Source organism: Pseudomonas sp. S06B 330, assembly GCF_002845275.2.
GTDB lineage: Bacteria > Pseudomonadota > Gammaproteobacteria > Pseudomonadales > Pseudomonadaceae > Aquipseudomonas.
This window is the reverse complement of record NZ_CP088149.1, coordinates 1762944-1776274: the sequence shown is the minus strand read 5'-3', so window position 1 is coordinate 1776274 and position 13331 is coordinate 1762944. Positions and strand designations below refer to the sequence as shown.

Below are 13331 nucleotides of genomic sequence, written 5' to 3'. Positions count from 1 at the left end.
GTCTGGTACCGATGCCCAAATCAGCAAATCGCTTTCCGCGTCTGCCGCGTATCCATGCGGCAGACCCCCAGGCGTTGGAGCAGACCTGGGAAAACGCCCCGCAACTGTTGGCGGCGCTCAATGGCGCACGCTTGGGCGCCTGGTTCTGGGACATCGAGACTGGCCAGATCAGTTGGTCAAGGGGCACTCAAGCACTGTTTGGCTTCGACCCCAAGCAACCGCTACCCAAGGACATCGACTACCTGGACCTGCTGCCCGCCGAAGACCGCGCCCGCACCTTGCAGGCCTTTAATGCGGTCATCAATGGCGAACCGGTCGAGCAAGCCTTGCGCCACCGAATTCGTTGGCCGGACGGCAGCCTGCATTGGCTGGAAATCAATGGCAGCCTGGCCAAAGATAAGAATGGCCGCCCGCAGATGATCGGCGTGATCCGCGAAATCACCCGCCAACGCGAGCGGGAAACTGCGCTGATCAACTCGGAAAAGCGCTTTGCCACACTGTTTCACCTGAGCCCCAACGTGGTGCTGCTGACCCGCCGCTCCGACGGCCTGATCTATGAAGTCAACCAGCACTTCGAACAGACCCTCGGCTGGCCCGGCCACCAGGTCATCAACAAGACCACCGTCGAGCTAGGCCTGTGGGCCAATCCTCAACAGCGCAATGCGGTACTCGAAGCCACCCGTGGCAACAGCGGCCCAGTCAGCCTGGAAGTACAGTTTTGTGCCAGCAACGGCAAAGTCCACGACGGCATTCTCAGCACCCAGAACATCGAGCTTGAAGGCACGGTCTACCTGCTCAGTACCTTCGTCGACACTAGCGAACGCAGGCGCGCCGAACAGGCCCTCAAAGACAGCCAGGAACGCCTGGACCTGGCCCTGGACTCCGCGCAACTGGGCACCTGGGACCTGCATATCCCCAGCGGCATGCTCTACGGTTCGGCACGTGCAGCCGAGTTGCATGGCTTGGAGCCAGTGCCTTTTCATGAGTCGTTTGAAGCGTTTTTCGACGGGGTTCCGGAGCAAGATCGCAGCACCATGCGCAAGGCCTACCGCAGCCTTCGCGAAGGCCCGGCCGGTAACTATCAGATCACCTACCAGATCCAGTTGGAAAACGGCGCTGTGCGCTACATCGAAAGCCGTGCCCGGCTGTACCGCGACGCACAGGGCAACCCGCTGCGCATGGCCGGCACCCTGCTCGATATCAGCGACCAGGTCGAACGTGAGCAACGCCTGACCAGTTCGGAAGAAAAGTTTGCCAGCCTGTTCCAGGCCAGCCCCGACCCGATTTGCGTCACGCGGCAAGACACAGGGCAATTCATCGAGATCAATCCCGCCTTTACCCAGATCTTCGGCTGGGACGCCGGCCAGGTCATTGGCCGCAGTGCTGAAGAAATTGGTTTGTGGGCCGAGTCAGCAGAACGCGCCCGGCGCATCGAGCAGGTGATTCGCGATGAAGCCCTGAACAATGTCGCGGTGGTGGTCAACCACAAAGACGGTCAACCGCTGACCTGCGTGATATCCAGCCGCCTGATCACCGTCGACAACCTGCCCTGCAGCGTCACGACCCTGCGCGACATCACCCAGCAGCAACGGGCCGAGGCTGCGCTTAAAGCCAGTGAAGAGAAATTCGCCAAGGCATTCCACTCCAGCCCCGACGCCATCACCATCACCGAGCTCGACAGTGGCCGCTACCTGGAGGTCAATGACGGCTTCTGTCGCCTGACGGGCTACAGCGCCGCTGAAGTGATCGGCCACAGCGTCTACGAAATCGGCATTTGGGCGGACGACAAACAACGCGCAATCCTGCTCGCGGAACTGCAGGACAAGGGCCGTGTGCATCATCGGGAAATGCTCGGACGCAACAAGCGCGGCGAACTGCTCACCGTTGAGGTCTCGATTGAGCCGATCACCCTCAACGAGTCGCCCTGCCTGCTGATGACCGCTCGCGATGTCAGCCAGTTGAAAAACGCCCAGGCGCAGATTCGCCACCTGGCCTACCACGACCCACTGACCAACCTGCCCAACCGCGCCCTGCTGATGGACCGCCTGAGCCAACAGATCGCCTTGCTCAAGCGCCATAACCTGCGCGGCGCTCTGCTGTTTCTCGACCTGGACCACTTCAAGCACATCAACGACTCGCTGGGCCATCCGGTTGGCGACACCGTGCTGAAAATCATCACCGCGCGCCTGGAGGCCAGCGTACGCCTGGAAGACACCGTGGCTCGGCTGGGCGGCGACGAGTTTGTGGTACTGCTCAGCGGCCTGGAAGGCAGCCGTGACGAGGTCACGGAAAAAGTCCGCGAACTGGCAGATACCCTGCGCGAATTGCTCGCCGAACCGATGTCTCTGGACGGTCAGCGCCTGCAGGTCACGCCCAGCATCGGCGTGGCGCTGATCCCTGATCATGGCTCGACCCCAGCCGATCTGCTCAAGCGCGCTGACATCGCCCTGTACCGGGCCAAAGACTCTGGACGCAATACCACCCAGATGTTTCACACCACCATGCAAAAGGCTGCCAGCGAACGCCTGCGCATGGAGAGCGACCTGCGCCTGGCCCTGGCCCGTGGCGAACTGGCGCTGCACTTCCAGCCGCAGGTTGATGCCCGAGACAATCGTATTGTCGGTGCCGAAGTGCTATTGCGCTGGCACCACCCGCAACTGGGCCAGCAGCCACCGGCACAGTTCATTCAGGTTCTGGAGGAAAGTGGCCTGATCCTCGAAGTCGGCAGCTGGATCCTTGAAGAAGCCTGTGATGCTTGCGCCGGCATGCTGCGCGACCACCTAATCGATGCCGACAACTTCAGCCTATGCGTGAACATCAGCCCGCGGCAGTTTCGCCAGAACGACTTTGTCGAACGGGTGCTGCGCAGCCTCGACGACTTCCGCCTGCCGTACAAAATGCTCAAGCTGGAGATCACCGAAGGCATCGTCATCCAGAACCTGGAGGACACCATCAGCAAAATGCGCGAGCTAAAACAGTATGGCGTGAGCTTTGCCATGGATGATTTCGGTACCGGCTATTCGTCACTGACCTACCTCAAGCGCCTGCCGGTGGATGCGTTAAAGATCGACCAATCATTCGTGCGCGATGCGCCGTTGGATCCTAACGATGCAGAGATTGTCCGGGCCATCGTCGCCATGGCTCGTAGCCTGGAACTGGCGGTGATTGCTGAAGGCGTGGAGTTGACTGAGCAGCTGGAGTTTCTCGAGCACCTGGGCTGCCATTTGTATCAGGGCTACCTGCACAGTCGGCCGTTGCCGTTGGGTGAGTTTCGGCAGTTGTTGCTGGAGGCACCGGCCAGTTTGTGACCGCAGAGTGAGGCGTTGCACTGACTTTGTGGGCGCTAGCGTTGCCAGCGATGCAGGCACCGCGTACTTACTGACACCCAGTCGATGCCATCGCCAGCAAGACTGGCTCCCACAGAACCACAAAAAAGGGCACCCGAAGGTGCCCTTTTCTTCACATCAGCGCACTCAGTTCAGCGCAGGCTTGTTATCCCCATTGATCGGGATGCGCTTGGCCTTGGCCTCTTCCGGCACGATACGCAGCAGGTCGATGCTGAGCAGGCCGTTGGCCAGGCCCGCAGCCTTGACCTCGATGTGGTCGGCCAGGCGGAAGGACAACTTGAAGGCCCGCTGGGCAATGCCCTGATGCAAGTAAGTAACGCTTTCATTGTTGCTGTCACGCTTGCCGCCAGTGACGGTCAAGACGCCCTTTTCCACTTGCAGGTCCAGGTCTTGTTCCTGGAAGCCAGCGGCAGCAACGACGATTCGATAGTGGTCTTCGCCATGTTTTTCGACGTTGTAGGGTGGGTAGCTGCTACCCGCCTCGTTACGCGCCGCGGATTCGAACAGGTCATTGAAACGGTCGAAACCTACGGAATGACGGAACAGTGGAGCCAGAGAAAAAGCAGTAGTCATGGTACATCTCCTGAAAATCAGCGAGGTTGTGTAGTAGCGCGACCCGACTTCGGCATCGCGTACTCCTTAGATAAGGACCCTCGCCTGCTTTTCAAGCACCCCTGCAAAATTTTTTCAGGCCGCCTCGCTAACCGGCATCCCGATCAACTGGGCGACACGATCGCAGTCGGTTTCACGGCGCAACTCGGTAAACAACGCCACCGCTTCGGGGTAGGTGCGGGTCAGCATCGCAACCCATTGTTTCAAGCGTCCCGGCGCCTGACGCGGAGTCATCTGCGCCCGGGCCTGGCCCCAAAAGTCCCGAATCAGCGGCAGCAAGCTGTGCCAGTCCATCGGTACAAAATCAACGCCGTCGCGTTCAGCAGCAATCTGCCGAGCCAGGTCCGGGCGCGAAACCAGCCCGCGGCCGAGCATGATGTCTTCGACACCGCTGACTTCGCGGCAACGTCGCCAGTCTTCAAGGGTCCAGACTTCGCCGTTGGCGTACACCGGTACCTTGACCACATCCTGTACCTTGGCCACCCACTCCCAATGTGCTGGCGGCTTGTAGCCGTCAACCTTGGTCCGTGCATGCACCACCAACTGCTCAGCCCCGCCTTCGGCCAGCGCAAGGGCGCAGTCCAGGGCACCATCAGGGCTGTCGAAGCCCAGGCGCATCTTGGCCGTCACCGGAATATGCGCCGGCACGGCGCGGCGCACCTCACGCAGGATGGCATGGAGCAGCTCCGGCTCCTTGAGCAGCACCGCCCCACCGCGGGATTTGTTCACGGTTTTGGCCGGGCAACCGAAGTTCAAGTCGATCACCGGTGCACCCAGCTCACAGGCCAGCACCGCATTCTCTGCCAGGCAAACCGGATCCGAACCGAGCAGCTGCACACGCAAGGGCACCCCGGCCGCGGTCTGCGCACCCTGGCGCAATTCAGGCGCCAACTTGTCGAAGGTGGCCGCCGGCAACAGCCGGTCGCAGACGCGAATGAACTCGGTGACACACCAATCGATACCGCCCACTTGAGTCAGGACGTCACGAAGGATGTTGTCGACCAGCCCCTCCATCGGGGCCAGGGCAATTTGCATGGGTTGCATCTCGAGCGAAAAAGGCCGGCAGTCTAGCAAAATCCGCGGTCTACAGCGCTCCGGCCATCAGTGCAGGGCCGTAGCCGTCAATGAATTCACTGGGCATGCGCTTGGGCCGCCCTGTGGATAACTCGATGCAGACAAACGTGGTGTGAGCACGCAGCAAGGTAGTGCCGTCACTGGGGCGCACCAATTGAAAGCGTCGCGTCATCTTCAGGCGCTGATCCCAGTCGACGATCCAGGTTGCCAATTGCAACTCGTCGTCTTCGTAAGCCGCTGCCAGGTAATCGATCTCATGACGCACCACCGCCATCGCCCGGTCCAGACGCCGGTACTCGGCAAGGTCCAGGCCCAAGCGCTGGGAATGACGCCAGGCACAACGCTCCAGCCAGGTGACATAGACCGCGTTGTTGGCGTGGCCGAGCCCATCGATATCCTCGGCACCGACGCGCAGGTCGATGGTGAACGGTGTTGCCAGATCCCAACTCATGCCAGCTCCAGGTCTGTGGTGAACGGACAGAGTGTAACGGATGCTCAAGCCGATTGCCGCGCTGGCGCATGACGATGCGCCAGCAACGTCATAACCCCTTCAATCAACTGTGGATCGGACAGGACTCGCTGATGCCCCCCTTGCGGCAGCAACAGCAGGCGACTGTCGAACCAGGCCTGATGGATCGCACGCGCCTCGCTGGCCGGCACCAGGGTATCGTCTTCGGCATGCACGATCAGCGCGGGAATCTCCAGTTGATAGCCACTGACGTCCAGACGCGCGATTTGTATACCGACGTCCCGCTCGATCTGGCGGATAAAGGCTGCCCGCGCCCGCGCCGGCATACCCAGGCGATGGGCGAAACCGCGCAATACACCCAGTAACTGCGCGGGCGCGGCGACGCTGACCGCAGCTTCAGCACGCAGGCCCCACTGCAGCGCCAACATGACGCTGGCGCCGCCCATGGAATGGCCAATCACCGCTTTGAGCGGCGGCAGTTCGGCGGCCGCCTCAAGCAAGGCGCGAGCGAACAGAACAACGTGCGCTTGATTGCCCGGTGAATGACCATGCGCCGGCCCCTCCAGGGATACGGCGGTGTAGCCGGCCTGCACTAGGGTATCGATCAGGTGGGCGAACTGGGTTGGGCGCCCTTCCCATCCGTGCATCAATAACACGGTTGGCCCTTGCCCCCAGCGCAAGGCAGACAAGCCAAAGCGTAACGTGATGCGCTCGGCACGGGCCAATAACGGCAGCTCCCACTCACGGGGCGGCAGGTTGCGTGGGGTCATGAAGGCGCGGCGCATCTTGCCGGCAATATGTTCTGGCGCCAGCCGTCCGAGGGTGCCGTTGACGCTACGAATCCAGCTCAAGGTATTCATCGCTTCGCTCCGGTGGATGTCGCTCGATCAGACCACCGCCGACTTGGCGGCACGCAGGATACGGTCAGACAGCTCATCTGTGCCCAGAGCACGGGCCAAGGCCAGGCCACCAATCATGAGGGCCATGTCGGCGAGGACCTTGTCGGCCTCTTCGGGGCTGTCGGAAAGGTTTGCCATCATCAATTCAAGGTGTTCGGCCAGGACCTGACGAAACGCATCCGGCAGACGCGCCATCTCACCCAACGCCGTGGGCAGCGGGCAACCACGCTCGGTGGCATCGCGGTGTTTGCGTGACAGGTAGAAGGCAGCAACCAAAGCACGACGCGCTTCACCGCTCATGTTCGGATCGACGTCGGCCAGCAGCGCTCGGCGCTCAGAAAGCAGCTGATTGAAGGCTTCGAGCATCAGTGCGTCCTTGCTGTCGAAGTGCGCATAGAAGCCCCCCACCGTCAGCCCAGCGGCCCCCATCACCTGATTGACGCTGGGTTCGGCAGGGCCATGCTGGATCAGCGCACTGCAGGCCGCATCGAGAATCCGTTCGCGGGTTTTTGCCTTTTTGTCGTTCATGACCTGCCTCCGAATATTATGGTGAGAATATTATTCTCATAATATTTTTTCGCAAGCATTTTTCCCTGCCGCTTGTCGTACAGAGGAGAAAGTAGGAGGAGGTGGGTCTGCCCCCAGGTAGCGGACGCCAAGAAGCTGGTTATCCAGCCCTCTGCCTCAAGCCTTTGGCATATTCGTTCGGAGAACGGTAGCCCAGCGCAGAGTGCAGTCGGCTGCTGTTGTAAAACCCATGGATGTAACTGGCGATTGATAACTGCGCCTGTTTTTTCGTGGGGTAGATCCCGCAAGCCTCCTCTCTTTTCAGCGTAGCGAAAAAGCTCTCGGCCACCGCGTTGTCCCAACAGTTTCCCCTTCGGCTCATGCTCTGTGTGAAGTCCTTCTTGGCCAGTGTCAGGCGAAACTTACTGCTCGCGTACTGACGGCCCTGATCGGAGTGAAATACCGCTCCGTTGGCGCCAGAGCAGGCGCTCCAGGCGTTCAGAAACGCGCGTTCGACCAAGTCGTCAGGCATTCGATCAGACAAGCTGTAACCCAGTATCTGGCGGGTTTGGATACTCAACACTATGGCCAGATACAACCAACCTTCCTTGGTTGGGAGATAGGTGATATCACTGACCCAGGTTGGCGTGAGGTTATCGATGGAAAACTGACGCGCCAGCACATTACTTGCAACCGGCAAGTAATGGTGGCTGTCCGTGGTGCAGGGCCTGAAACTGCCTTTGGACTTGCCCCGTATCTGCTCCTCCTGCATCAACCGCCTAACCCGTTTGTGGCCCACCGCGTGCAATTTCTGGCGCAAGGCTGCCACTAGCCGTGGCCGGCCGTAGGTGTTTCGACTGGCCGCATAGGCCTTACGCAACTCAATGCGAATTTGAGCGTCAGGGTCAGGGCGAGACTGACGGTGCGTGTAATCGTAGAAACCTGAAACCGAGACATCCATCACCCGACACAACACACGTACGGGGTATTGAGTCCGCTCAGTAGCGACGAAGGCGTATCTCACCTGGACTCTTTGGCAAAGAATACCGCCGCCTTTTTTAGGATTTCACGCTCCATTTTTAGCTCGGCAATCTCGGCCCGCAGGCGAGCGAGCTCACTGTCTTCCTTGGTGATGGGCTTGCGTTCAGGTGAACTCAACGGCTGGCCTCTGCGCGTGGCATCAACCCAGTTATCCAGCGTTTTCACGGACATCTCTAGCTGGCGGGCAGCTTCGGTTCTGCCAACGCTTTCAGCTAATGCGACGGCTTGAGCCTTGAACTCATCGGTATAGTTACGGCGAGTGCTTGGGTACATGGCAACCTCCAAGAGAGCGATTTAAGTATCGCTTCTTGGCGTCCGTTGTCACGGGACAGTTCCAAGGAAACTTTTTTCGAGGAAAAAACAAAAGGCTCATTCAATAATCGAATGAGCCTTGAAATCCCACAAAGTGGGTAAAATGGCGTCCCCTAGGGGACTCGAACCCCTGTTACCGCCGTGAAAGGGCGGTGTCCTAGGCCACTAGACGAAGGGGACTTTTAACCTTCGTACAGATCCGTTTTCACGAATCCTGGCAAAATTGGTGGAGCTAAGCGGGATCGAACCGCTGACCTCCTGCATGCCATGCAGGCGCTCTCCCAGCTGAGCTATAGCCCCAGATTTCTAGCCTCGCGGCCCAGCGACCCCTATCGACATCGCTTGTGTAAAACTGGCGTCCCCTAGGGGACTCGAACCCCTGTTACCGCCGTGAAAGGGCGGTGTCCTAGGCCACTAGACGAAGGGGACGAACCTTCTTACCTTAACAACCCGGCTACTGGAACCCGGTTGACTTCGAAGTCAGTGTAGCTGACTGCGAATAGGAATTTGGTGGAGCTAAGCGGGATCGAACCGCTGACCTCCTGCATGCCATGCAGGCGCTCTCCCAGCTGAGCTATAGCCCCACAATGTCGCTTTGAACTGAATCGCTTGGCTGGGTGCTTCGCGCTTCGTTTCGTTCATCGCTGTGGACGGGGCGCATATTAAGATCGGATGGCGAACCTGTCAAATATATTTTCAACAAAATTCAAAAAAAATTTCCGAGATAACAAACACTTACCGCCCAAAGCAGGGAAACACCCCGGAATTGCTGGGGTGAGACCCTGTGACAATGCAATCAGGCGATGGTGCCCAACAGCTTTTCCCACTCTTTGTTTTCTTTCTTCGACACACCACCGAGGAGGTCCAGCGCCTGGCGCAAGCGGTAGCGGGTCAGGTCAGGGCCCAGGATTTCCATGGCATCGAGCACCGACACCGAGCTGGCCTGGCCACTGATCGCGGCGAACATCAGCGGCATGGCATCACGCAGCTTCAATTCCAGCGCCTCGACCACCGCCTGGATGCAGCCGGTGATGCGGTCTTTTTCCCACTGGCGCAGGCCCTCAAGCTTCCACAGGATCAACTGCATGACCTGGCGCACCTGGTCGGCCGACAGCTTTTTGTGCTCGAACAGTTTCGCATCGAGCTTGAGCGCGCCTTCAAAGAAGAAGCCACCCAACGGCGCGATCTGGCTGAAGGTCTCTACCCTGCCCTGCACGTGCGGAGCGATCTTCATCATGTAGTCACTGTTGAACGCCCACTTCTGCACCCGCGCAGCGAACTCTTCCACCGGCAGGTCGCGCAGCCACTGGCCATTGAGCCAGGACAGTTTCTCGATGTCGAAGATTGGCCCGCCCAGGGACACCCGCGACAGATCGAAGTGCTCGACCATCTCGGCCAGAGAGAACTTCTCGCGCTCGTCCGGCATCGACCAGCCCATGCGCCCCAGGTAGTTGAGCATGGCTTCCGGCATGAAGCCCATGCGCTCGTAGAAGGTCACCGACGTCGGGTTCTTGCGCTTGGACAGCTTGCTCTTGTCCGGGTTACGCAGCAGCGGCATATAGCACAAGGTGGGTTGCTCCCAACCGAAGTACTCGTACAGCTTGATCAGCTTGGGCGCCGAGGGCAGCCATTCTTCGCCGCGCAGCACGTGGGTGATGCCCATCAAGTGGTCATCGACAACGTTGGCCAGGAAGTAGGTCGGCAGGCCGTCGGTCTTCATCAGCACCTGCATGTCCATGCGGTCCCACGGAATCTCGACATCGCCACGCAGCAGGTCCGGTACTACGCAAACGCCTTCGCTCGGCACCTTCATGCGGATCACATGCGGCTCGCCGGCAGCCAGGCGACGCGCCACTTCTTCTGGCGACAGCAGCAAGGCACGACCGTCATAGCGCGGGGTCTCGCCACGGGCCATTTGCTCGGCACGCATCTGGTCCAGCTCTTCGGCGGTGCAGAAGCACGGGAAGGCATGGCCCATGTCGACCAGTTGTTGGGCGTATTGCTTGTAGATATCGCCGCGCTCGCTCTGACGGTACGGGCCATGCGGGCCGCCGACGTCCGGGCCTTCGCTCCACTCGATGCCGAGCCAGCGCAAGGCGTCGAAGATCTGCTGTTCGGACTCACGGGTCGAACGCAACTGGTCGGTATCTTCGATACGCAGGATGAATTCGCCGCCGTGCTGCTTGGCAAAGCAGTAGTTGAACAGGGCGATATAAGCGGTGCCGACGTGGGGATCGCCAGTCGGCGAAGGCGCGATACGCGTGCGAACGGTGGTCATGAAGAGTCTCGGACTAGAGATGAATCAAAGGCTGGATGTTAACAGGGAGCGGGCACCCGGCTCCAGCAATGGGCGCGATCGGCACTTGTGGCGATGGATCCAAACACGGTTAAATTTGCTTACATTTTTGGAACGATAGTACTCATGCCCGCTCAACTCAAACGCCGCCTCCTGGTTTTCCTGTCCCTGGTTTTGCTGATTGCCCTCGCCTTTCTCGCCCACTGGCTCTTCAAGGGGCGCTTCTACGAAAGTACCGACAACGCCTATGTTCAGGGCGAAATCACCCGGGTTTCCAGCCAGCTCAGCGCACGCATCGATGAAGTGTTGGTTCAGGATAACCAACACGTAGCCAAGGGCGACCTGCTGGTGCGCCTGGAGCCGGACGATTTCCGCCTGGCGGTGGATCGCGCCCGCGCTGCACTGGATACCCGTGAAGCCGAACGCCTGCAGGCCGAAAGCCGTCTAACCCAGCAATCGAGCCTGATCGCCGCCGGCCAGGCCCAAGTGGCCGCCAACCAGGCAACCCTCGGCCGCGCCGAACTGGACCTCAATCGCGCCCAGGCCCTGCGCAAACCGGGCTATGTCTCGGAAGAGCGCGTCACTACCCTGTCAGCGGAAAACCATGTCGCCCGCTCGCAAGTGAGCAAGGCCCAGGCTGACTTGCAAGGCCAGCGCCAGCAGGTCAACGCCCTGACCGCTGAAATCAAACGCCTCGACGCGCAGATCGTCAACGCCCGCGCCGACCTGGCCCAGGCTGAACTGAACCTGACCCGCAGCGAAATTCACGCGCCGATCAGTGGCATGATCGGTCAGCGCGCCGCCCGTAACGGCCAAGTGGTTCAAGCCGGCGCCTACCTCTTGTCGATCGTGCCAGACCAGGACATCTGGATTCAGGCCAACTTCAAGGAAACCCAAATCGGCCATATGCAGGCCGGCCAGAAAGCCGAACTGGTGTTCGACAGCTACCCCGACACCCCGATCCAGGCGCAGGTCGACAGCCTGTTCGCCGCCTCCGGCGCCCAATTCAGCCTGCTGCCGCCCGACAACGCCACTGGCAACTTCACCAAGGTGGTACAGCGCATTCCGGTGAAACTGACCTTCGCTGCGGACAACCCGCTCACGGGCAGAATCCGCCCGGGCATGTCGGTTACCGCTACCGTGGACATCCGAGACCACGCCGACAATGGCCGGTGATCAACTGATCCGTCCCGCCGGCGAACCGAGCCGACGCGACTGGATTGCGGTGATGAGCGTGATGCTCGGCGCCTTTATGGCAGTGCTGGACATCCAGATCACCAACTCCTCGCTCAAGGACATCCAGGGCGCCCTCTCAGCCACCCTAGAGGAAGGCTCGTGGATCTCCACCTCGTACCTGGTGGCTGAAATCATCATGATTCCGCTGACCGCCTGGCTGGTCCAACTGCTGTCGGCACGGCGCCTGGCGGTGTGGGTGTCAGTGGGCTTTCTGGTGTCATCGCTGCTGTGCTCGATGGCCTGGAACCTGGAGAGCATGATCATCTTCCGCGCCATGCAGGGTTTTACCGGCGGCGCTCTGATCCCCCTGGCGTTCACCCTGACCCTGATCAAGCTACCCGAGCACCATCGCGCCAAGGGCATGGCCATGTTCGCCATGACGGCCACCTTTGCCCCATCGATCGGTCCGACCCTGGGTGGGTGGCTGACCGAGAACTGGGGCTGGGAGTACATCTTCTACATCAACATCCCGCCCGGCCTGATCATGATTGGCGGTTTGCTGTATGGCCTGGAAAAGAAAGAAGCCCATTGGGAACTGCTGAAAAGCACTGATTATGCAGGCATCGTCACCCTTGGCGTCGGCCTCGGCTGCCTGCAGGTGTTCCTTGAAGAAGGCCATCGCAAGGATTGGCTGGAGTCGAGCCTGATCGTCAGCCTCGGCAGTATCGCCCTGCTGAGCCTGATTACCTTTGTGATCGTGCAGTTTTCCAAGCCTAACCCGCTGATCAACCTGCGCATTCTCGGCAACCGCAATTTCGGTTTATCGAGTATCGCCAGTTTGGGCATGGGGGTTGGCTTGTACGGTTCGATTTACCTGTTGCCGCTGTACCTGGCACAGATCCAGAACTACAACGCGTTACAGATTGGCGAAGTGATCATGTGGATGGGGGTTCCCCAGCTGTTTCTGATTCCGCTGGTGCCCCAGTTGATGAAGGTGATTTCGCCGAAGATTCTCTGCACCGTGGGTTTTGGCTTGTTCGGCCTGGCCAGCTTTGGCTCCGGGGTGCTCAATCCGGATTTTGCCGGTGAGCAGTTCAACCATATCCAGATCATCCGCGCCCTGGGACAACCGATGATCATGGTGACCATCTCCTTGATCGCCACCAGCTACATCCTGCCCCAGGATGCGGGCTCGGCATCGAGCCTGTTCAACATCCTGCGCAACCTCGGCGGCGCCATTGGTATTGCCCTGCTGGCAACCCTGCTGGATGCGCGGACCAAGGTGTATTTCGACTACCTGCGTGAGTCGCTGGTGCCGAGCAATCCGCAAGTGGCTGAACGCCTGACGCAGCTGGCTGAGCGGCTGGGAAGTGATGCGGCCGCATTGGGCAAACTGAGTGAAATTACCCACCAGCAGGCAATGATCATGGCCTATAACGATGCCTTCCATTTTGTGGGCATCGGTTTGGCGATCAGTATGCTGGCGGTGTTGATGACGCGTAAGTTGCCACAGGGGTTGAAGGCAGGGGAAGCCCACTGACCTGTGTTACTGGCTTATTGACTCGTAGCCGCTGCCTGACGGCAGTGGCTACCGTATG

At 59.8% G+C, this 13331-nt stretch carries 11 protein-coding genes and 4 tRNA genes; 3 read left to right on the top strand and 12 right to left on the bottom strand.

The features are described 5' to 3' along the window. Nucleotides 1-11: 11 nt before the first annotated feature. A complete protein-coding gene (locus tag CX511_RS08290) occupies nucleotides 12-3308 on the top strand; it encodes a sensor domain-containing protein (protein WP_045187215.1) in 3297 nt (1098 codons plus the stop codon). A gap of 165 nt (nucleotides 3309-3473) precedes the next feature. Here CX511_RS08290 and CX511_RS08285 read toward each other — a convergent pair whose 3' ends face one another. From CX511_RS08285 to gltX, 12 genes are all read right to left on the bottom strand, one after another. Then, the gene (locus CX511_RS08285; RefSeq protein WP_045187213.1) at nucleotides 3474-3920 is read right to left on the bottom strand and encodes an Hsp20 family protein; all 447 of its coding nucleotides are present in this window, start codon (nucleotides 3918-3920) and stop codon (nucleotides 3474-3476) included. Nucleotides 3921-4034: 114 nt separating this feature from the next. Further along, nucleotides 4035-4994, bottom strand: coding sequence for a tRNA dihydrouridine synthase (locus CX511_RS08280; protein WP_101291960.1), 960 nt, complete (start codon nucleotides 4992-4994; stop codon nucleotides 4035-4037). Nucleotides 4995-5043: 49 nt separating this feature from the next. Continuing rightward, nucleotides 5044-5484: an acyl-CoA thioesterase gene (locus CX511_RS08275; RefSeq protein WP_101291959.1), complete on the bottom strand. Its 441-nt coding sequence runs from the start codon at nucleotides 5482-5484 to the stop codon at nucleotides 5044-5046. Between the two features lie 44 nt (nucleotides 5485-5528). Next, a complete protein-coding gene (locus CX511_RS08270) occupies nucleotides 5529-6362 on the bottom strand; it encodes an alpha/beta hydrolase (RefSeq protein WP_101291958.1) in 834 nt (277 codons plus the stop codon). Nucleotides 6363-6389: 27 nt separating this feature from the next. Continuing rightward, nucleotides 6390-6929 carry a TetR/AcrR family transcriptional regulator gene (locus tag CX511_RS08265; protein WP_045187205.1) on the bottom strand — a complete coding sequence of 180 codons (540 nt, stop codon included), beginning with the start codon at nucleotides 6927-6929 and terminating at the stop codon, nucleotides 6390-6392. Nucleotides 6930-7068: 139 nt separating this feature from the next. Next, on the bottom strand, nucleotides 7069-7932 hold the full coding sequence (locus CX511_RS08260) for an IS3 family transposase (RefSeq protein ID WP_220639111.1): 864 nt from the start codon (nucleotides 7930-7932) through the stop codon (nucleotides 7069-7071). Then, the gene (locus CX511_RS08255; protein WP_220639103.1) at nucleotides 7929-8222 is read right to left on the bottom strand and encodes a transposase; all 294 of its coding nucleotides are present in this window, start codon (nucleotides 8220-8222) and stop codon (nucleotides 7929-7931) included. Before CX511_RS08255 ends, CX511_RS08260 begins: the two co-directional genes overlap by 4 nt. 143 nt (nucleotides 8223-8365) lie before the next feature. Next, a tRNA-Glu gene (locus CX511_RS08250) sits at nucleotides 8366-8441 on the bottom strand. A 44-nt stretch (nucleotides 8442-8485) separates the two neighbouring features. Next, nucleotides 8486-8561: transfer RNA gene (locus tag CX511_RS08245), tRNA-Ala, on the bottom strand. 53 nt (nucleotides 8562-8614) lie between these two features. Next, nucleotides 8615-8690, bottom strand: a tRNA-Glu gene (locus tag CX511_RS08240). Between the two features lie 79 nt (nucleotides 8691-8769). Next, nucleotides 8770-8845: transfer RNA gene (locus tag CX511_RS08235), tRNA-Ala, on the bottom strand. 212 nt (nucleotides 8846-9057) lie between these two features. Continuing rightward, nucleotides 9058-10539 (bottom strand): glutamate--tRNA ligase, encoded by a 1482-nt coding sequence (gene gltX, locus CX511_RS08230; RefSeq protein ID WP_045187202.1) that lies wholly within the window; start codon nucleotides 10537-10539, stop codon nucleotides 9058-9060. 144 nt (nucleotides 10540-10683) lie between these two features. On the opposite strand from gltX, the gene CX511_RS08225 reads away from it, so the two are divergent. Continuing rightward, entirely contained in the window at nucleotides 10684-11733 is a 1050-nt protein-coding gene (locus tag CX511_RS08225; RefSeq protein WP_045187200.1) for an HlyD family secretion protein, read from the top strand. Beyond that, entirely contained in the window at nucleotides 11723-13273 is a 1551-nt protein-coding gene (locus CX511_RS08220; protein ID WP_045187198.1) for an MDR family MFS transporter, read from the top strand. The genes CX511_RS08225 and CX511_RS08220 overlap by 11 nt, the downstream gene beginning before the upstream one ends. Nucleotides 13274-13331: the final 58 nt, after the last annotated feature.

Coding starts and splice junctions, on each gene's coding strand:
- CX511_RS08270 (WP_101291958.1), bottom strand. CDS start 6,362: ATGAATACCTTGAGCTGGATTCGTAGCGTCAACGGCACCCTCGGACGG.
- CX511_RS08280 (WP_101291960.1), bottom strand. CDS start 4,994: ATGCAAATTGCCCTGGCCCCGATGGAGGGGCTGGTCGACAACATCCTT.
- gltX (WP_045187202.1), bottom strand. CDS start 10,539: ATGACCACCGTTCGCACGCGTATCGCGCCTTCGCCGACTGGCGATCCC.
- CX511_RS08220 (WP_045187198.1), top strand. CDS start 11,723: ATGGCCGGTGATCAACTGATCCGTCCCGCCGGCGAACCGAGCCGACGC.
- CX511_RS08290 (WP_045187215.1), top strand. CDS start 12: ATGCCCAAATCAGCAAATCGCTTTCCGCGTCTGCCGCGTATCCATGCG.
- CX511_RS08255 (WP_220639103.1), bottom strand. CDS start 8,222: ATGTACCCAAGCACTCGCCGTAACTATACCGATGAGTTCAAGGCTCAA.
- CX511_RS08275 (WP_101291959.1), bottom strand. CDS start 5,484: ATGAGTTGGGATCTGGCAACACCGTTCACCATCGACCTGCGCGTCGGT.
- CX511_RS08265 (WP_045187205.1), bottom strand. CDS start 6,929: ATGAACGACAAAAAGGCAAAAACCCGCGAACGGATTCTCGATGCGGCC.
- CX511_RS08285 (WP_045187213.1), bottom strand. CDS start 3,920: ATGACTACTGCTTTTTCTCTGGCTCCACTGTTCCGTCATTCCGTAGGT.
- CX511_RS08225 (WP_045187200.1), top strand. CDS start 10,684: ATGCCCGCTCAACTCAAACGCCGCCTCCTGGTTTTCCTGTCCCTGGTT.